This is a genomic window from Parvibaculum sp. (assembly GCF_049651025.1).
GTDB lineage: Bacteria > Pseudomonadota > Alphaproteobacteria > Parvibaculales > Parvibaculaceae > Parvibaculum.
On sequence record NZ_JBASBH010000010.1, the window covers coordinates 1 to 17,847 of the forward strand.

A 17,847-nucleotide genomic window follows, 5' to 3' on the forward strand; every position below is an offset into this window, starting at 1 on the left:
CCACCGCCCTTCCCCCGCGTCAATAACGCTTGATCAAAGGCCAAGCTTGGAAACGAAGCCGCTCTCTTCCGCGATGCAGGCGGCAAAGCTCGGCCGCGCATGGATTCCCGCCAGATAGCGCACAAGATTCGGATAGAGCTTTTCGTCCGGCGTGTAGCCCGCATGGGCAAAGTTGACGAAGGATGTCGCGGTCGCAATATCGGCAATCGTGAACATGTCGCCGACGAGATAGGCCTTCGTGCCGATTTCCTTTTCGAGATAGGAGAAATAGCGCGGCAGTTTCTCGCCGATCGTCTTCTCGGCGGTCGCCCTGTCCGGCTCCTTGCCCATCATCTTGTTGATCACGACGGGCCGGAAGACGCCGATGCCGATATTTCCCGCCATTTCGGAATCCGCATATTCCTCAAACCAGAGCGCGCGGGCATAGGCGAAATCATCTTTCGGATAGAGCGCGGGCTCGGGATGCTTGCGCTCGAGATAGGCGCAGATGATCGAGGAATCGGGCAAGGTCGCGTCCGGCCCCACATCCTCGTCCTTCAGAACGGGAATGCGGCCCAGGGGTGAAATGTCCTTGAACCATTCAGGCGGCTGAAACGGGCTTATCTGCTCGAGCTTATAGTCGAGGCCTTTTTCGGCCAGAAAAACGCGCGTCTTGCGCACGAAGGGCGACAATGACGCGCCGTAAATGACCAATCCCATCTGTTCTCTCCCAGTGTTGTTTGTTGCCGAGAGAGTGCGTCCGAGACCTCAAAGGCACAAGTGCATTCGCAGGCTATTTCCCATTGCATCGCCGACCATGGTTTGCGCAACATTGCCGCCGCAAAATTAATGATATACATTATTTTTGCTACTGGGCCGGGCACGGAGCAATGTACGCGTCGTCGAATCCACGCATCACTCATTCGCCATCAGACGTTAACCGGGAATGGTGCATGTGTGAGCCATAATTGATACCTTAACTCCGGTGGGCAATCGCAGATGATGGGCATATGACACTCGTATTGGTGATCGAGGATGAGCCGCTTGTGCGGGAAACAATTCGTCTCAGCCTTGAAACAGCTGGCTATCGGGTCATTGTCGCGTCCGACGGGCGCGATGGCGTGAACATGCTCGGCCACCACGAAGTCAACGTCGTGGTGACGGATCTCATAATGCCCGAGCAGGAAGGGCTTGAGACGATCCGCATTATTCGACGCGATCACCCCAGCATCAAAGTCATCGCCATTTCCGGCGGCGGACGACATGTCGGCACCGACTATCTGAAGGCTGCAAGTCTGCTCGGCGCCGATTTCGCGCTGCAAAAACCCTTTTCGATGTCGCATCTGCGCCAATGCGTGGCCGACTGCCTGACGCAGTGAGAGATCAGGCTTCCTCGGCCTCGCCCAGCACCAGACGCACCTTGGCGGCAAGTTCCGCGCGACGATAGGGCTTGCTCAGCAAGTGGACGCCGCGATCGAGGCGCCCATGATGGACGATGGCGTTTTCCGTATAGCCCGATGTGAAGAGGACCTTGAGCGCGGGGTAAAGCTTGCGCGCCTCCTCCGCAAGCTGACGACCATTGAGCCCGCCCGGCATGACGACGTCGGTAAAGAGAAGATCGATTGCCCCCGTGCTGCGGAGCACCTCCATCGCCTTGGGGCCGTTCTCGACGGCGATCACGCGATAGCCGAGCGACTGCAACTGGCCTTCGACATAGCTGCGCACGAGATCATTGTCTTCCACGAGCAGTATGAGTTCGCTGCCGCGCTTATCGTCGGCGCTGCGTCGCGCTGCGGGTTCATCCACCGCATCGACGTCACTTCGCGGCAGATAGATCTTCACACTCGTGCCCTGCCCCATCTCCGAATAGATTTTCACATGGCCGCCGGACTGTTTGACGAAGCCATAGACCATGCTGAGACCGAGGCCGGACCCCTCGCCGACCGACTTCGTCGTAAAGAAAGGCTCGAAAGCGCGGCTGGCAATCTCCGGCGGCATGCCGGTGCCGCTGTCCGACACGGAGAGCAGGACATATTGCCCTGCCGCAACTTCCAGATGCTGTTCGGCATATAGACCGTCGATATGCGCATTCGACGTTTCGATGGTCAGGCGGCCGCCATCCGGCATCGCGTCGCGTGCGTTGACCGCGAGGTTCAGGATCGCGGCCTCAAGCTGCGAGGCGTCCACCATGGCCGACCAGAGGCCCGCACCGCGCACCACCTCGATTTCTATATCTTCATCGAGCATCCGGCGGACGAGGCTCTCCATGCGCACGACGAGCTTGTTGATGTCCGCCGCCTGTGGCTCCAGCGGCTGGCGGCGCGCAAAGGCGAGAAGCCTGTTCGTCAGATCGGCCCCGCGCTCGGCAGCCGTTCGCGTCATTTCGGCGAGCAGGCGCGAACGCTGATCGTCGTTGAGGCGATCCACCAGGGCTTCGGCATTGCCGAGAATGACGGTGAGCAAATTGTTGAAATCATGCGCGACGCCACCCGTGAGCTGGCCGATCGCTTCGAGCCGTTGCGACTGGCGCAACCGCGCCTCTATTTCCTTCTGCTCGGTCAGGTCGCGCAGAAAGGCAAACATCAGCCCGTGCCGCGCATTCCACGACACAGAAATCAGCATGGGGATGAACGAGCCATCCTTGCGTCGGAACTGAATTTCCGTAGGCAGCGGCGTCAGGCGTCCGGCCTTGATGTCTTCGCTGACGGCCACCGCGTTTTCGATCCGCTCGGGCAGCAGGAAATCGCGGAAAGCGCGACCCAGCATTTCCTCCGGCTCATAGCCCCAGACATCCCGGGCGCGCTTGCTGACGCTGACGAACTTGTTGTTCGCATTCAGGACGCAAACGACGTCGAGCGCGGAATCGATAATGCTGCCGTTGATGTCGAGCGCCGTTTCCAGCGCGATCTGCTTGCTGCGCAGTTCATCCAGGGCGTGCTTGCGATCCGTGATGTCCATCAACATGCCGACCGCGCCTTCCAGCGCGCCCTCGGCGCTGTAAATGGGCACGACGCTGGACAGGACCCAGATATAAGACCCGTCCTTGCACAAGAGCCGCGCCTCGCGAGGGCCAGCCTTGCCTATCTCGCCCGCGTCCCTGATCCGTCGAGACATTTCCTGTTCTTCAGGCGGCAGGAATTCGTAGATGGAGCGCCCCATAAGTTCGGAAATATCGTAACCGCCCATTTCGGCGAGGCGCTTGTTGGCATAGCCCACACGCTCGTCGGGTCCGACCATCCAGATGCCTTCGCGGGCGATCTCGACGATGCGCCTGAAGCGCAGGTCGACCGCGTCCGAAATCTCAAGCAACTGCCTGTTCTCGATGGCGAGTGCGGCGGTCGTTGCAAATTGCCGGGCGAGCGCGTGGTGAAATTCGTCGAATGGCCGCGCCGCATCCTCGACAATCTCCAGCGAACCGATTTCGCGCTCACGGCGATCGCAAAGGGGCAGACGCAATGTCGCCTGCGCCGCAAGCTGGGGAGAGGTGTCGGCGGGGGAGACGCTCTTCACGTCATATTTGCCCGCCGGATCGAAAAGCGTCACGACGACGGCGCGGGCGGGAAGCATGCCCTGCGCTTCCCCGGCGGCAATTTCCAGTAATGCGTCGAGCGAGGCGGCCGAATGCAAGCGCATGGACGCCTGATTGAGCCGATTCAACTTTTCCTCGTACAACCTCGTTCCCCCGTTCAGCCTGCCGGTGGACAGTCTAGTACGCGTTTCGCGCAGCATGCGAGCTTTCGCTGCGAGGCGATGCAAGACAATCAGGCATGGGGATGAATGGTACAGCCACCCCGGTTCGAACGGGGGACCTCTAGATCCACAATCTAGCGCTCTAACCAGCTGAGCTATGGCTGCACCGAGGCGGGGCGACCTTGCAGTCTGCCCTCGCAAGGCCGGGAACTTAATTCCCCGATGCGCGGAAGGCAAGGCCCACCAAGCACGTTGACGATAAAGGGAAATTGGCCGCTGCGATACCGGCCGGCTTTCCCTCGCCGGCCAGCCTCGAGTTCTTGTTTCCTGCCCGAGTTCCGTATAGTCGTCAAAGATTCCAATATGGAACCAGACCGCTCTCCCGCTCAGGAAAAGACGAGAAGATGGCCGAATATCCGATCAAAACAGCCTATATCGAGGCAAACGGCCTCGCCTTCGAAGTCGATATGTGTGGCGATGGCGAAAAATTCGCGCTGTTTCTGCACGGCTTCCCGGAAAGCAAACATTCCTGGCGCGCGCAATTGCCGCTGTTGGCGGAGCTTGGGTATACGGCCTGGGCGCCGAATCTGCGCGGCTATGGCGGCAGCTCGCGGCCCAAGGGCGTCAAAGCCTATCGCATGGAAAATCTGCTCGCCGACGTTGCGGGCCTCATCGATGCGGCGCGGGCACGGGGAATCACCGGGCCGACGACGCTGATCGCCCATGATTGGGGCGGCGCAATCGGCTGGAGCTTTGCGCTGTCAGGGGTGCGGCCGCTTGAGCGCTTCATAGTGATGAACCTGCCGCATCCGGCGCTGTTCCTCAAAGGCGTGCGGACCTGGGCGCAGCTCAAGCGCTCATGGTACGTGTTCTTTTTCCAGCTTCCCTGGCTGCCTGAAAAGCTTTTCACCATGCAGAACGCACGCGTGGTCGCCGAAGCCTTTCACGGCATGGCAATCGACAAGTCCCGTTTTCCAGAAAGCGTGCTCGATGAATATCGCAAGAACGCGCTTATTCCCGGCGCGATGACGGCGATGATCAATTATTACCGCGCCAATTTCCGCAACGGCGACGCACAGGACCTGTGGGCCAATCCGCCGATCCTCGAGACGCCGACGCTGATGATCTGGGGCGAGGAAGATGCGGCGCTGGGCATCGAGCTGACCTATGGGACCGAGAAGCTGGTGACGGACTTCACCATCCGCTACCTGCCGCAAGTGTCCCATTGGGTGCAGCAGGAAGCGCCGGAAACGGTCAATGCGATGATCCGCGCCTGGATCGAAGGCCGCCCCGTGCCGCAAGCCGGGCAACGCGGGCAGATACTTCTCAGCGACGCCTAGATCGCCATGCGCCCCAGAGCGCCCGCGAATGTGCGCACGATCCATTTGGGCGCAGCGCGGGCGGCAATGCTGGCCGCAAAGTTCAGCGCGCCGGGAACGCGGATAACCTCGCCCGCCATGCAGGCGGCGTAACCTTGCGCCGCGACATCGTTCACATCGCCGATCAGGAATGGCGGAAGCTGCGAGGCGGCGGCACTCGCTTCGCGCGCGCGGTCGACCATGCTCGTCTCGGTGATGCCGGGGCAAAGCGCCGAAATCGAAACGCCGCTGCCTTTCAACTCTTCGGAGAGAGATTCGGTCAGCGACAGGACATAGGCTTTGGTCGCCGCATAGGTCGCAAGCGACGGCACGGGCTGAAAGGCCGCGATGGAGGCGACGTTGAGTATGCGGCCTCGCCCGCGCTCCAGCATGGGCGCCAGGAAACGGCTCGTCATGTCGGTGAGCATGGCGACGTTGAGGCCGATCAGCTCCTGATGGCGCTCCGGCGCAATGTTGCGGAACGCGCCCATTTCCAGCACGCCCGCATTGTTGACCAGCACATCGACCGCGATCTTGCGCTTCTTCAACGTGTTGAACAGCGTCTTCGGTGCGTCCCTGGCGGACAAGTCGGCAGGCAGAACGGTTACGCCCACGCCATGTTCGGCTTCAAGGGCTTCGGCCAGAGCGTCAAGCTTGTCGCGGCTGCGGGCGACGAGCACGAGATCGAAACCGCCCGCCGCAAATTGCCGCGCGAGCGCTGCGCCTATGCCAGCCGATGCGCCGGTGATGAGCGCCGTTTCGCGCGCCGAAGGCTTTGTCCGTGCCGCCATGAAATCCCTCCCCTGTTCGTTCGGGAAGCATAGCGCGTTTTGACGGGCCGGCCAGCGGCGGCTCTCAGCTTTGCAGGTCGGGCAGGTTCCTGAAAAGTTCGAGCGCCTCGGGGTTTGCCAGCGCCTCGGCATTCTTGATCGACCGTCCGTGCACCACATCGCGAACCGCCAGTTCGGTGATCTTGCCCGATTTGGTGCGCGGAATGTCGGCGACGGCGACGATCTTTGCCGGGACGTGGCGCGGGCTTGCGCCCTCCCTGATGCGCTTGCGGATTTTTGCCTGCAACGCATCGTCAAGCGCGACGCCTGATTTCATCACGACGAAAAGCACGACGCGCGCATCGCCCTCCCAGTCCTGCCCGATGGCAAGCGCTTCCTGAATTTCGGGCAGTTGCTCGACCTGCGCATAAATCTCCGCCGTGCCGATGCGCACACCGCCGGGGTTCAGGGTCGCGTCGGAGCGGCCATGAATGATGAAGCCGCCATGACGCGTGATCTCGGCGAAATCGCCATGGCACCAGATGCCGGGGAAGCGTTCGAAATAAGCGGCGTGATATTTCGCGCCGTCCTTGTCGTTCCAGAAACCGATGGGCATGGAGGGAAAGGATTTCGTGCAGACAAGCTCGCCCTTTTCTTCCACGACAGGCCGCCCGTCCTCATCCCATACATCCGTCGCCATGCCGAGCATCGCCGCCTGAATTTCACCGCGCCAGACGGGCAGCATCGGGCTGCCGCCAACGAAGCAGGCGAGAATATCGGTGCCGCCGGAAATCGAACTCAGCGCCACATCGCGTTTGATGTCTTCATAGACGTAGTCGAAGCTTTCCGGCACGAGCGGCGATCCGGTGGACAGGATCAGCCGGACCGATGAGAGGTCATGCGTTTCGCGCGGCCTGGCATCCGCCTTTTTCAGCGCGTCGATGAATTTCGCCGATGTGCCGAAAACATTGATGCCGATGGCGTCGGCATAGTCGAAGAGGACGCGTTCGTCGGGCGCAAATGGCGAGCCGTCGTAAAGAGCCAGCGACGCGCCGACCGAGAGGCCTGAGACGAGCCAGTTCCACATCATCCAGCCACAGGTGGAGAAATAGAAAAGCCGCTCGCCGGATTTCAGCCCGCAGTGAAGCTTGTGCTCCTTCATATGCTGAAGCAGCGTGCCGCCTGCTGAATGGATGATGCATTTGGGAACGCCGGTCGTGCCGCTCGAATACATGATGTAAAGCGGATGCGCGAAAGGCAGCCGCGCAAAACTCAGCGGCGCGATTGCGACATTGTCGATGAGCGTTTTCCAGTCTTGCGCCTTCGGTAAATCTTTCGGACCTTCGCCGATGAAGGCCACGATGGCGACATGCTCAAGGCTCGGCAGGCCGTTGATGATTTCGGCGAGCTTATCATGCGAAGGAAGCACCTTGCCCGCATAGCGATAGCCGTCGCAGGCGACGAGAATTTTCGGCGCGATCTGGCCGAAGCGATCGAGAACGCCGCGCACGCCGAAATCCGGCGAGCAGGAAGAGAAGACCGCGCCGAGGCTTGTCGCGGCAAGCATCGCGATCACGGTTTCGGGGCAATTCGGCATGAAGGCGACGACGCGGTCGCCGGGCTCGACGCCCCAGCCGCGCAGCACGGACGCAAAGCGCGCGACATGGGCGCGCAGATCGTTCCAGCTCAGCGGCTCGCTTGAGCGGCCTTCATTGTTGAAATAGATCGCGGGGCCGTCGCCCTCATGCGAAAGCAGGTTCTCGGCGAAATTCAGCCTGGCATCGGGGAAAAATTTTGCGCCGGGCATGACGTCGTCGATCAGAATGCGGCCGCCTTTATCCCCGATCACACCGCAAAACTCCCAGACCTCGTCCCAGAAGGCTTCGCGATGATCGATCGACCATTGGTGAAGCGCGGCATAGTCGGCAAAGCGCGCACCATGGCGCGCGGCCAGATGGGCCATGAAGGCCGCGATATTGGAATTGGCAAGGTCTGCAGGCGCCGGACGCCAGAGCGGTTGATCCTCGGTATGGACAGATTTGTCGGCACTCATGATCGGCGGCACCCCTGCTGCGTTGCAATATTCTTGTAGGAGCGCCTCGAGCCGGGATCAAGCGCGCTGCGGGGATATCATAGGACACGTCGAGTTACGTGACTTTCATGCTCTGCACACTTCGCAAAGCCGCCCATCCGGGTCACAATTGCGCCCGACTGGTCTGGTTGCCTGTCCCGACCCGATTCTGCTGCCCTGCTTCGCCCGCATAATTGTCGGCCCAACCCGGAGAATTCACATGTCGCGCTGGATTGCCATTATCGCAGGCATCGTCGTGCTGCTGATCGCCGCTGTCGTCGCCGCGCCTCTGCTGATCCCGAGCGAAGTCTATAAGGAGCGCGTCGTCGCGCTGGTGAAGTCGCAGACCGGGCGCGATCTCGTCATCGGCGGCAATGTCGGCCTTTCTTTCTTCCCCCGCCTCGCCGTCAAGGTCGAGGATGTGCGCTTCTCCAATGCCTCATGGGGCAAGGACCGCGACATGGCGACCATGAAGGAGATGCGCGCGGCCCTGAAAATCATGCCGCTCTTCAAGGGCGAAGTGGAGATCGACAGCTTTGTGCTCGTCGATCCGGTCATTCATCTTGAAGTGAAGGCGGATGGCACACCCAACTGGCAGTTTGAAACCGGCGCGCCTGCCGCACCGACGGCGACCGGCAAGGCCGAAGGCAAGTCCAGCGCCTCCGTTCAGCAGATCCGTCTCGGCGAGGTCTCGATCAAGAACGGCGCGGCGACCTATCGCAATGCGCAATCCGGCGCGGCACTCGCTTTCGAGAAGGTCGATGTCGATCTGTCCCTGCCGGGCCTCGACGAACCTTTCGCGGCATCGGGCTCGCTCGTCTGGAACAGCGAACCGTTGAAGCTCACGCTGAAGGCCGACCGTCCGCGCGCGCTGACAGAAGGCGGGCAGACACCGATTGAATTCGCGCTCTCGTCTTCAAAGGTCAATGCTACCTATAAGGGCTCGATACAGGCGCTGGGCGGCGCGAAGTTTTCAGGCGGCGTCGATCTCGACGTGCCCTCGGTGCGCGAGCTTGCGCAATGGCTTGGCAGCCCGCTGCCCGCAGGCAACGGTTTCGGGCCGCTCTCGATCAAGGGCAATGCGCAAGGCAGCGGCAACACCTATACCTTCAACGACGCGCAGGTCGGCTTTGACGGCATGAATGCGACGGGCAAGGTGTCCGTGCAGACGGGCGGCGTGCGGCCCATGATCCGGGGTGGCCTCGCGCTCGATCGCATCGACGCGAATATCTATCTCTCGTCGAGCGGCGCTGCGTCGCCGGCAACGCCGAGCCCTGCAAGCAGCGGCGGTTCGTCGGGAGGCGGCGCGGCGGAAAGCGGATGGAGCAACGACCCGATCGATCTTTCCGGCCTCAAGGCGGCGGACGCCGATATTTCACTTTCGACGAAGGAGCTGCTCGTCAAGGAAATCAAGGTCGGCGAGAGCGCGCTCAATCTCAAGCTTGCCAATGGCGTGCTGACGGTCGATCTGAACAAGCTCGCCCTCTACAAGGGCGCCGGGTCCGGCTCGCTGACGCTGGATGGTTCAAACCGCGTTCCGCAACTCGATGCGGCCTTCTCGATTGCGGGCGTGCAGGCCGAGCCGCTTCTGACCGACGCGGCGGGCTTCAAGCGCCTCGACGGGTTGAGCGCGATCAGCTTCAACGTCAATGGCGTCGGGCACAGCCAGCGCGAAATCGTGAGCACGCTGGGCGGCAAGGGCGAGGTCAAATTCACCAATGGCGCAATCAAGGGCGTCAATCTTGCGCAACTTGCGCGCACCGTGCTCACCGCGCCTGCAACCGGCTGGCAGAGCGGCGGCTCGCAGGATACGGATTTCTCCGAACTCGGTGGCACCTTCACCATCGCCAAGGGCATTCTGACCAATAGCGATCTCAAGATGCTGAGCCCGCTTCTGCGCGTGACTGGTTCAGGCACGGTCGATCTGCCCAATCGCATGCTCAACTATCGCGTCGAACCGAAACTTGCGGCGACGCTGCAAGGCCAGGGCGGCGGCGATGCCAAAGGCATCGAGGTGCCGGTCGTCATTGAAGGCCCCTGGGCGAGCCCGCGCTTCCGCCCCGACCTCGCCTCCATGCTGCAAAATCGCGAGCAGACCATCGAGACGATCAAGAGCCTCAAGGGCGAAGGCGGCAAGGAGATGCTGAAGGGATTGCTCGGCGGCGGCCAGAAGACCGAAACGCCGGCCGACGGCACTCCGGCCACAGGCGCAGCGCCTGAGGAAAAGTCGAAACCAGCAGACGCGCTGAAAAAGCTCTTCGGCGGATAGCGCAAAGTTGCATGGCCGCGCTCTTCAGGGGCGCAGCCATACCGAGCGGTTCAGACCTTCTTCAGATCGGCAAGCTCGACATATTCCTTCACGCCGTTCACGCGATACATCTGACGCTGCAGGCGCGGATAGGTGCAGATGTCGATGGGCGCGCGCGTTCCACCCATGAGATAGACGAGATCCTCGCCCGCATCGGCGGGAACGCGCATGGAATGGGCGGGTGAGTCTTTCGGGAAGACCATGACGTCGCCCGGACCGACAAGGCTCACTTCCTCGCCAATGGTCGCCTCCGCCCGGCCCGAAATCACATAGAGAAACTCTTCGTCCTGACCGTGAAAATGATGTTCCGTGGTCTCACGGCCCGGCTCCACGCGCACGAGATGCAGCCCCATATCCACGAGCCCGGCGAGATCGCCGAGCGAGCGGGTGTGGCGGACGACGTTGGCATTGAACTGATGGACATGTCGCCTGGGCTCCAATGCGGCGATACGGGCAGCACTGAAATAGCAATCGACGGATTGTTTCTGATCCTTCGCCATTTGTTCTCCATTCAACCCGAAGGCTGCCAAGCGAGGCTTTGTCCACAGGCCCTTGGCGTTCTACACTGTCCCTATTAGAGACTCACCGGACGGGGCGGCATCGCCTATGATCTATAACGCCTTGTCGACGACGATAAAATTCATTCTGGTGGCGGTGCTTGTCGGCGCCGTCCTCAATGAATTTGATATCAGCGCCGACGAGGTGCTGAGGGATGTCGGCTTCACGCCGCAACATATCGTGGCGGTCTTCCGCGAGGGCGTCGAGTGGGCGCTGCCTCATTTTCTCCTCGGAGCGCTGGTATTGATTCCAATCTGGCTGGTGATCTTTTTGTTGAAGCCGCCCCGGCTGGGCAAGTGAGTATTTTGTTGAAACGCCTCGTTCTCGTCGCCGCGCTTGCGGCCACGTTCAATATACCTGCTGCTCTGGCGGCGGGGCGCAATGTCGGCAGCGGCCTTATCGGCAATACGGTCGAGCTGACCGGGCCTGCGGGCACGACCAAGATCTACTACACCAATTCCAAGACCCTCATCGTGCATACGCCTGACGGGAAGAAGACCAAGGGCTGGTGGCGCGTCAAAGGCCGCAGCATCTGCACCCGCGTCGGCGAGAAGCCGGAAAACTGCACCGAGCCCATGGTGGATGCGCCGGTTGCGGGCAATTCCGGCGTCATCGCCAGTCCCGAAGGCGACATCAAATGGGCGGTGACCAAGGGACGCGGCTTCTGAACGGGTGACTATTCGCACCCTGCCCGCTCGCCTAAAGTCGCCTCATCGACTTTCATTCGAATCGCGGGGATTACCAACATGGGAAGACTTTCGGGCAAGCGGGCCATCGTCACAGGCGCGGGCAGCGGCATCGGTCGTGCGAGCGCCGTTCTCTTTGCTCTCGAGGGCGCACAGATCGTCGCCGTCGACCGGGTGGAGGATGCGGTGGACGAAACCGCCTCGATGATCCGCGCCAAGGGCGGCACCGTCACCTCGATTGCCGCAGATGCGGGCGACGAAAGCGCGGTCCAATCCATCATCGATCATTGCCTCAAGGAATATGGCGGCCTCGATGTGGTTTACGCCAATGCGGGCATAAGCGGCGGAATGGTGCCGCTGCATGATCAGACGCCGGAATACTGGACCGAAATTCTGCGCATCAACCTGATCGGCCCCTTCCTCGCGATCAAGCATGCCAGTCCGCACATGATCAAACAGGGCCACGGCTCGATCGTCTGCACCGCTTCTGTCGCAGGCCTTCGCGCCAATGCGGGCGGCACGCCCTATAGCGCCAGCAAGGCGGGCGTCATCAGCCTTGTGCAGACGACGGCAAACGAGTTCTACGGCACCGGCGTGCGCGTCAATGCGATTTGCCCCGGCCTCATCGAAACCGGCATGACGAAGCCGATCTTCGACGGCGCAAGGGCACGCGGCACGGAAAGCAAGATCGGCCAGCTCAATCCTTTGAAGCGCAACGGCGTCCCTGAAGAAATCGCGCAGATGGCGCTATTCCTTGCCAGCGACGATGCCTCCTATGTCAACGGCCAGGCGATAGCCGTCGACGGCGGACTGTCGAGCACGCATCCCTTTTCCGGCAAGCGCTGAGAGATAGCGCCGCCCGCTACACGCGCTCTGGTGGCGGGCGGCGCCAATCTGCCGGTTGACCGGGAATTGGCCCTGCCACGGACGATCCATGCCCGCCTCCGTTTGGCAAAAGCCCGGATTTCATCGTAGGTTAACTCTTTATTGACCATACCCGGTCGCGGCCGGGGCACATTCGCGCCTGCGGATGGGGGCATCTTCGATGAACGCGATCACACCTGTCGGCGAACATGCGCAAGCCGTCCCGGACGCTTCGGCGATGGAGATTGCGCGCCGCCACACCAAGACGGGCGTAGACTGGACCACAATCGTCTGGACGGCCTGCGGCCTTGGCGTGATCGCGCTTTCGACATGGGCCGGATGGAGCGGACAAGCGCCGCTCTGGCTCTGCTTCCTCACCAATCTCTATTTCATGTTCTTCATCTTCGCGACGATGCACGAGGCATCGCACGGCAATATCGGCCATGGTCGTTCCGCCTGGCTCAACACGGTGCTCGGCTGGATCTGCGGCTCGGTCAACCTTGTGCCCTATCGTGGCTGGGGCGACCTGCACGTCTGGCATCACTCCTATGTCAATCATAGCGAGATGGACCCTGACGAGTGGGTGAAAGGTTCCAACCCGTTCAACGTCGTTTTCAGAGCGGCGACGATCCCGCAGCATTATCTGTATTTCTATGCCCGGACCCGCGCCTACGCGAAGGTGCGCGGCGGGCGCTTTGCCTATTTCTGGATCGTGATGACCTGGGTCATTTCGCTCGGCATCAGCGGCACGCTCTGGGCGACGACCGGGAATTACAAGCTGCTCGTGCTCTGGCCGCTGGCCGGCTATATGTGCATCTTCCTCATGGGCATGATGTTCGTCTGGTTCCCGCATTATCCGCGCGCGGGGAAGGGACGGACGGATAACAGCACCACCTATGTATTCCAGGGCCTCAAGGGCGCGTTGCTGCGCCCCTTCGACCTGTGGCAGTCCTATCATCTCGTCCATCACGCCTATCCGCGCGTGCCCTTTTACCGGCAGGGCAAGCTGTTCCGCGATCTGCGCAAGCATATCGAGGCGGATGGCTCCCGGATCATCGAAGTCTAGCCTTCGCGGCGCTCGCTAATCTCTTCGAGTTCGCGTTCGAGCGCATCGGCGCGGCCTTCGGCAACGGTCGCTCGCACATAGAGCACGAGAAACATTGCAGCTAGCATGATGCCGCCGATGACAAATAAAACGCCCTGCACTTGCCCATTCCCCCGCGGTTCGCTTGCGCATCGCATCATAGCGAAAGCAGATGATCGAACGCCAGCGCGTCAGGCGGCGGCGTTGACGTTTGTCGTGCCGCCTGCATTCGAGACGGTTGCCCGCAACCTGCAGGGCCCGAGCGAAAAACCGCCCACGCCATTTTGCGTGAAGGTCACAGCCGGGCCGACCGAGAACCAGTTCGCGCCGTCGGGGCTTGCCTCAAGCGCCACGGTCGCGCCGCCAAATGTTCCCCAGGCCCAGAATGTTCCGGTGCCGCCCGTCCAGTCGATGAGAGCCGAGCTTCCGTTTGCCGTCGTGCCGTTCAAAATCGTTGCCATAGTTTCGTCCTCGCTATGCTGCGCTGCTGCGCCAATTCACGCGCATAGTCTCAGCGAGGTTTTCGCAGGCGAGGATTACTTGTCGGCCGGCCTATGGCATCAGGCAAATCCGAGGCGGGCGAACTGGCTGTCCGGTACGTCGAGTTCCTTGAGGGCGACGCGCAGCCGTTCGGCAAGTTCCGCTTCAAGCGGCGTGCCCGCAAGGTTGCGGTCTTCGCTCGCATCCTCCTCCAGATCGTAGAGGTGATGCCCCGTGAAGCGCATGAAGGCCCAGAAGGGGAGCTTGTCGCCCGCCTGCCAATCCTGACGGATCACAGGAATGGTGCTGCCGGGCATATGGTCCAGATATGCGCGGTCGTCCGGCAGGGGAAGCTCCTGCTCGCGCGTCAGATGATGCGTCGGCATGGTCGACCAGCGGTTGGACAACATGGTGAGCGGCGCATTCGCGGCCCTGGGCCCGCGCGCATATTTGTAACGCCCGTCAACGAAATGAACCTCACGGCCCCAGACGCCGGTAAGCAGCCAGTCGCGGACGCTTGAGACTTCGCCGCGCAGCAGCGGCAGAAGCGAGCGGCCATGCGTGCGCTGGCGCACCTTGACGCCGAAGACATCGGCAAGCGTCGCAAAGAGGTCAACACTCGTCGTCAGCGCGTCGCATGTGCCGGGCGCAATGCCCGGATGGGAGATGAGCAAAGGAATGTGGCCGAGCGTTTCGTAAATAGGGACGCCGGGCTTTCCCCAGATGTCCTTCTCGCCCAGATAGTGGCCATGATCTGTGCAGAGGATGATAAGCGTGTCGTCCCAGAGTCCCTTGCGCTCAATCGCATCGATGATCTTGCCGAACCAGCGGTCGATCATGGTGAGCTTGCCGCCATAAGAGGCGCGAAGCTGATGCGCCTGCGCCTCGCTGAGTACGCCTTTCGCCAGCGCGCCCTGCATGTAAGGCGGCCAGATCAGATGCGGGCCTTCCCAATCCTTGTCATACATCGAGGCATAGGGTTCCGGCGTGTCGAAAGGTTCGTGCGGGTCGAACTCGTCGACGAAGAGCATGAAGCGCGCATGATGGCCTGCATTTTCCTCAATCCACTTCGCCGCCGCGCCCATGGTACGGGGGCCGGGAAAATCTTCCTCGCCGCGAAAATATCCGCGCGAATTGTCATAGGGTATGTTCGGGCGGAATGAATTCGGCGCGCCGGTCCAGCTCGGATCGGGCCGCGTTTTCCAGGCATCGCCCTCATGGCCGCGCTGATAGTCCCAGGCTGTGAAGTCGACATGAAAATTCTCGCCGCCCGTCTCGAAGAGATGAGGGTGATCCGAGATCAATTGCGTGACAACGCCCGCCTTGCGCAACTCATAGGTGATGGCGTCTTCCCAAAGCTCGATCGAGCCCCATGGCTTCCACAGAAAATCCAGCGCGCCGCAGAGAATGTCATGCCGTGCGGGCATGCAAGGCAACGAGCCCGTGTAGTGCTTCGTGAAGCGCGTCGCCCGTGCGGCGAAACGGTCGAGATTCGGCGTCGCGAATTCCTTGCCGCCATAACTTCCGAGCATGTGGCGATTGAGGCTGTCGAGCAGAATGACGACGACATTGTTCGGCGTCTTGCTCGGCTTCTGATTGATGTCGGCCATGGGTACTCACGCGCTGGCTGAGCACCGCATTGCGCTCAGGCCGACATACTATTCCATAGGCAACACGAAACAGAAAAGGCTGAATGTTCGCATGGCGGTCGGCGCCCCGATGCGCGACCACAACGAGGGCATGATCCGAATACGAATTAGCGCAGCCAGCTTATCCTTTCCGGCGAACCGTCGCGGTTGCGCAAATTGAAATAGAGAAGCGGCGCTGTGTCGTTATTGAACGCCGCCGCCAATGCGGGCGAAGGCCGTTGCGCGCTTGTACCCAGAGCATCGCCGCGCGCTATGTCATCGCCTGCCTTCACCGCAATGCTCCCCAGACCGGCGATGACCAGATGCCGGTGGCCCTCCAGTTCGATGATGACCATGCCGAGATAACCCTTGAATGGCCCCGCAAAGACAACTGTGCCGCGAACCGGACTGCGCAACAGGCAATCGGGGTGAGCGAAGAGGACGACGCCCGGCAGCGCGGAACGATCGAGAGCTGCACGCTCTATCCGCATCATGCCGCTCTCGGCGATATGGCAGAGAGCTGCGGGTCGCGCTATTGGCATGATCGGTAGCGGCTCGGCTGCGAGAGAGCGCGACTTGTCGCTCGCGTCCCTGTTTGCGACCAGAGCTTCAATCGCGGCGCTGATATCGCGACACATGGCATCGCTGCGCGAACGCAGCGCAGCGGTACCCGCCACGCATTCTCCAAGATCGACGCTTTCTACAATCGGCATGGCAGGCTGGCGCGAAAGCGGCGTTGAATGCCCGTCAAATCCGCCATGCATCGACAGGGCCGAAGCGCTCAGCAAAGCCGCAGAGAGATGGCGCCACATCAGTGCCTGCCGTTTCTGCCCCCTAAACAAGAACGTACCTTCGTCCTCTATTCAGACAACAGGGAGAAATCATAGCCATTCCTGATTAATGCAGAAGTGTTCATCTGGATACACACAGTGTCGTTGGTATACATACCAACGCATAGTACCGTCTTACCGTGAACTTCCCCGCCCATGCTCTATCATGACGCTCATGATTTCTGTTGGGTGAAGCCATGGACAAGCGTGCGGCATCGAACGGAGAAGACTTCTGGCGCGCGCATTACGGCCTCCCCGCTCGCGCGCAAATGCTTGCCCCTTCGGCCAGTGAGCGTCGCTCACACAGATCATGGCAGGCGCGTCGCAATGCGCCGCAGTCTATTCCCACAAGACGAAGCCGGCGTAGCTCCACTCCCCCTTTCGCACTTGGCGTCGGCGTCATGCTTGCTGTGTGGCTTCTCGCCGCCGGATATTTTTTCCTGCGCGTCCCCACCGCCGAATTTCTCGATGAGGCCGCGATGCGCGCGCAATCGCCAGCGCTGATTGCATCGAACCTTCTCGCGCCCGGCGAGTTATCTGCCATGAGCGAAAGGGCGCTTGCCAACTCGCCGGATGCCAATTTTGCGGTCGCGCTGGAAACGAGCCTTGTCGCCCTTCGCGGCTATCTGCTGACGGGAGCGAACGGATTCAAAGAGCAGTGGCTGTTGTCGCTTGCCGCATTGAAAACGTCACACGTCGAAATGGATCGCGCATCGCAATCCTGGACGGATGGCCAGAAAATTCTCGAATGGGACAAGGCGAAGAAAGACAGCGAGACACTGATACAAAACGAGGCTGCGCTGGCAAACCTCATCGGAACGCAAAATCGATATCCGGGCTTCCGCCTCTACCAGGAAAAAACCGACCCCGCCCTCGCCCAGGCTATCGCCATTTGCGACGACACCCTTCAATCCATCCTCGCAATGCCGATGACGAATACGACGACCAGCGTGGGCCTGCTCGCCACCCTTCGCGGCACGCTCAGAGAGACGCGCAGTTCATTTGCAGCATATCTTCTGCTGCATAACACAAAGGAAATGCCTGCGACGCTGAAGGCGCAAATTGAAAAGCTCGGACACGAGGCATCCGACATCCAGGCCATCCGCTCCCTTGTCGGCCCCGAGGATCAGGTGCGCCTCGACAGGCTTTCTCCGCTGATCTCGAGCAGTCTGGTGGAAATGCAGCGGATCGCGGCCTTGCGACAAAGCGACCGCTGGGACTATGCGGATTTCGCATTCAGGGAACAAATCCTCCCCGGCGCGATGAAAACACTCAACATGGCGCGCGACTGGTCAAAAACGAACTAGGCGCGGCGAAATCGATATTCTTTATACTGAAGATACCGGCCGCAGCCCGGCTAGCGTGACGAGCATGGCTCAGACCATGACTGAGCCATGGCCTGCAATTGCCGAGCTTGTCGCCTGAAAAAGCAAATGCCGGAGCAAGGGGAAATGGTGCCCGGGGGCGGGATCGAACCACCGACACTGCGATTTTCAGTCGCATGCTCTACCAACTGAGCTACCCGGGCCGCGCTGGCCTTC

At 61.0% G+C, this 17,847-nt stretch carries 17 protein-coding genes and 2 tRNA genes; 8 read left to right on the forward strand and 11 right to left on the reverse strand.

Going from position 1 to position 17,847, the window contains the following annotated elements; all coding sequences use genetic code 11:
- Nucleotides 1-33 precede the first annotated feature (33 nt).
- Nucleotides 34-699 (reverse strand): glutathione S-transferase family protein, encoded by a 666-nt coding sequence (locus WA943_RS00830; RefSeq protein WP_424467733.1) that lies wholly within the window; start codon nucleotides 697-699, stop codon nucleotides 34-36.
- 290 nt (nucleotides 700-989) lie between these two features.
- On the opposite strand from WA943_RS00830, the gene WA943_RS00835 reads away from it, so the two are divergent.
- Nucleotides 990-1,358: a response regulator gene (locus tag WA943_RS00835; RefSeq protein WP_424467735.1), complete on the forward strand. Its 369-nt coding sequence runs from the start codon at nucleotides 990-992 to the stop codon at nucleotides 1,356-1,358.
- Nucleotides 1,359-1,362: 4 nt separating this feature from the next.
- Here WA943_RS00835 and WA943_RS00840 read toward each other — a convergent pair whose 3' ends face one another.
- Complete coding sequence (locus tag WA943_RS00840; protein WP_424467737.1) at nucleotides 1,363-3,612, reverse strand: PAS domain S-box protein; 2,250 nt, start codon at nucleotides 3,610-3,612, stop codon at nucleotides 1,363-1,365.
- A 145-nt stretch (nucleotides 3,613-3,757) separates the two neighbouring features.
- Nucleotides 3,758-3,834, reverse strand: a tRNA-His gene (locus tag WA943_RS00845).
- A 239-nt stretch (nucleotides 3,835-4,073) separates the two neighbouring features.
- Here WA943_RS00845 and WA943_RS00850 point away from each other — a divergent pair.
- On the forward strand, nucleotides 4,074-5,009 hold the full coding sequence (locus tag WA943_RS00850) for an alpha/beta fold hydrolase (protein WP_424467739.1): 936 nt from the start codon (nucleotides 4,074-4,076) through the stop codon (nucleotides 5,007-5,009).
- Here the strand turns inward: WA943_RS00850 and WA943_RS00855 are convergent.
- Nucleotides 5,006-5,818, reverse strand: a complete 813-nt coding sequence (locus WA943_RS00855; RefSeq protein WP_424467741.1) for an SDR family NAD(P)-dependent oxidoreductase — start codon at nucleotides 5,816-5,818, stop codon at nucleotides 5,006-5,008. The genes WA943_RS00850 and WA943_RS00855 overlap by 4 nt on opposite strands.
- A gap of 64 nt (nucleotides 5,819-5,882) precedes the next feature.
- On the reverse strand, nucleotides 5,883-7,850 hold the full coding sequence (locus WA943_RS00860) for an acetoacetate--CoA ligase (protein WP_424467743.1): 1,968 nt from the start codon (nucleotides 7,848-7,850) through the stop codon (nucleotides 5,883-5,885).
- A gap of 238 nt (nucleotides 7,851-8,088) precedes the next feature.
- On the opposite strand from WA943_RS00860, the gene WA943_RS00865 reads away from it, so the two are divergent.
- Complete coding sequence (locus WA943_RS00865; RefSeq protein WP_424467745.1) at nucleotides 8,089-10,137, forward strand: AsmA family protein; 2,049 nt, start codon at nucleotides 8,089-8,091, stop codon at nucleotides 10,135-10,137.
- Between the two features lie 50 nt (nucleotides 10,138-10,187).
- Here the strand turns inward: WA943_RS00865 and WA943_RS00870 are convergent, their stop codons facing one another.
- Nucleotides 10,188-10,676 carry a cupin domain-containing protein gene (locus WA943_RS00870; protein WP_424467747.1) on the reverse strand — a complete coding sequence of 163 codons (489 nt, stop codon included), beginning with the start codon at nucleotides 10,674-10,676 and terminating at the stop codon, nucleotides 10,188-10,190.
- A gap of 106 nt (nucleotides 10,677-10,782) precedes the next feature.
- Here WA943_RS00870 and WA943_RS00875 point away from each other — a divergent pair, with 106 nt between their 5' ends.
- The 4 genes from WA943_RS00875 (at nucleotide 10,783) to WA943_RS00890 (ending at nucleotide 13,350) form a co-directional block, all read left to right on the forward strand.
- Entirely contained in the window at nucleotides 10,783-11,034 is a 252-nt protein-coding gene (locus tag WA943_RS00875) for a DUF6460 domain-containing protein (RefSeq protein ID WP_424467749.1), read from the forward strand.
- Nucleotides 11,031-11,402, forward strand: coding sequence for a hypothetical protein (locus WA943_RS00880; RefSeq protein ID WP_424467751.1), 372 nt, complete (start codon nucleotides 11,031-11,033; stop codon nucleotides 11,400-11,402). Before WA943_RS00875 ends, WA943_RS00880 begins: the two co-directional genes overlap by 4 nt.
- Before the next feature lie 78 nt (nucleotides 11,403-11,480).
- The gene (locus WA943_RS00885; protein ID WP_424467753.1) at nucleotides 11,481-12,266 is read left to right on the forward strand and encodes an SDR family NAD(P)-dependent oxidoreductase; all 786 of its coding nucleotides are present in this window, start codon (nucleotides 11,481-11,483) and stop codon (nucleotides 12,264-12,266) included.
- 199 nt (nucleotides 12,267-12,465) lie between these two features.
- Nucleotides 12,466-13,350 (forward strand): fatty acid desaturase family protein, encoded by an 885-nt coding sequence (locus WA943_RS00890; protein WP_424467755.1) that lies wholly within the window; start codon nucleotides 12,466-12,468, stop codon nucleotides 13,348-13,350.
- Here the strand turns inward: WA943_RS00890 and WA943_RS00895 are convergent.
- The 4 genes from WA943_RS00895 to WA943_RS00910 form a co-directional block, all read right to left on the reverse strand.
- Nucleotides 13,347-13,490, reverse strand: a complete 144-nt coding sequence (locus WA943_RS00895; protein WP_424467757.1) for a hypothetical protein — start codon at nucleotides 13,488-13,490, stop codon at nucleotides 13,347-13,349. The two genes, WA943_RS00890 and WA943_RS00895, sit on opposite strands and share 4 nt — an antisense overlap.
- Before the next feature lie 69 nt (nucleotides 13,491-13,559).
- On the reverse strand, nucleotides 13,560-13,829 hold the full coding sequence (locus WA943_RS00900) for a hypothetical protein (protein ID WP_424467759.1): 270 nt from the start codon (nucleotides 13,827-13,829) through the stop codon (nucleotides 13,560-13,562).
- Nucleotides 13,830-13,928: 99 nt separating this feature from the next.
- Nucleotides 13,929-15,458 carry a sulfatase gene (locus tag WA943_RS00905; RefSeq protein WP_424467761.1) on the reverse strand — a complete coding sequence of 510 codons (1,530 nt, stop codon included), beginning with the start codon at nucleotides 15,456-15,458 and terminating at the stop codon, nucleotides 13,929-13,931.
- Nucleotides 15,459-15,604: 146 nt separating this feature from the next.
- Complete coding sequence (locus WA943_RS00910; RefSeq protein ID WP_424467763.1) at nucleotides 15,605-16,288, reverse strand: peptidoglycan DD-metalloendopeptidase family protein; 684 nt, start codon at nucleotides 16,286-16,288, stop codon at nucleotides 15,605-15,607.
- Nucleotides 16,289-16,707: 419 nt separating this feature from the next.
- Here WA943_RS00910 and WA943_RS00915 point away from each other — a divergent pair, with 419 nt between their 5' ends.
- The gene (locus WA943_RS00915) at nucleotides 16,708-17,613 is read left to right on the forward strand and encodes a hypothetical protein (RefSeq protein ID WP_424467765.1); all 906 of its coding nucleotides are present in this window, start codon (nucleotides 16,708-16,710) and stop codon (nucleotides 17,611-17,613) included.
- 145 nt (nucleotides 17,614-17,758) lie between these two features.
- Here the strand turns inward: WA943_RS00915 and WA943_RS00920 are convergent.
- Nucleotides 17,759-17,834: transfer RNA gene (locus WA943_RS00920), tRNA-Phe, on the reverse strand.
- Nucleotides 17,835-17,847: the final 13 nt, after the last annotated feature.

Excerpts from the sequence above, each read along its gene's own strand:
- WA943_RS00830 (WP_424467733.1), bottom strand. The coding sequence starts at position 699 with ATGGGATTGGTCATTTACGGCGCGTCATTGTCGCCCTTCGTGCGCAAG.
- WA943_RS00835 (WP_424467735.1), top strand. The coding sequence starts at position 990 with ATGACACTCGTATTGGTGATCGAGGATGAGCCGCTTGTGCGGGAAACA.
- WA943_RS00840 (WP_424467737.1), bottom strand. The coding sequence starts at position 3,612 with ATGCGCTTGCATTCGGCCGCCTCGCTCGACGCATTACTGGAAATTGCC.
- WA943_RS00850 (WP_424467739.1), top strand. The coding sequence starts at position 4,074 with ATGGCCGAATATCCGATCAAAACAGCCTATATCGAGGCAAACGGCCTC.
- WA943_RS00855 (WP_424467741.1), bottom strand. The coding sequence starts at position 5,818 with ATGGCGGCACGGACAAAGCCTTCGGCGCGCGAAACGGCGCTCATCACC.
- WA943_RS00860 (WP_424467743.1), bottom strand. The coding sequence starts at position 7,850 with ATGAGTGCCGACAAATCTGTCCATACCGAGGATCAACCGCTCTGGCGT.
- WA943_RS00865 (WP_424467745.1), top strand. The coding sequence starts at position 8,089 with ATGTCGCGCTGGATTGCCATTATCGCAGGCATCGTCGTGCTGCTGATC.
- WA943_RS00870 (WP_424467747.1), bottom strand. The coding sequence starts at position 10,676 with ATGGCGAAGGATCAGAAACAATCCGTCGATTGCTATTTCAGTGCTGCC.
- WA943_RS00875 (WP_424467749.1), top strand. The coding sequence starts at position 10,783 with ATGATCTATAACGCCTTGTCGACGACGATAAAATTCATTCTGGTGGCG.
- WA943_RS00885 (WP_424467753.1), top strand. The coding sequence starts at position 11,481 with ATGGGAAGACTTTCGGGCAAGCGGGCCATCGTCACAGGCGCGGGCAGC.
- WA943_RS00890 (WP_424467755.1), top strand. The coding sequence starts at position 12,466 with ATGAACGCGATCACACCTGTCGGCGAACATGCGCAAGCCGTCCCGGAC.
- WA943_RS00900 (WP_424467759.1), bottom strand. The coding sequence starts at position 13,829 with ATGGCAACGATTTTGAACGGCACGACGGCAAACGGAAGCTCGGCTCTC.
- WA943_RS00905 (WP_424467761.1), bottom strand. The coding sequence starts at position 15,458 with ATGGCCGACATCAATCAGAAGCCGAGCAAGACGCCGAACAATGTCGTC.
- WA943_RS00910 (WP_424467763.1), bottom strand. The coding sequence starts at position 16,288 with ATGTGGCGCCATCTCTCTGCGGCTTTGCTGAGCGCTTCGGCCCTGTCG.
- WA943_RS00915 (WP_424467765.1), top strand. The coding sequence starts at position 16,708 with ATGCTTGCTGTGTGGCTTCTCGCCGCCGGATATTTTTTCCTGCGCGTC.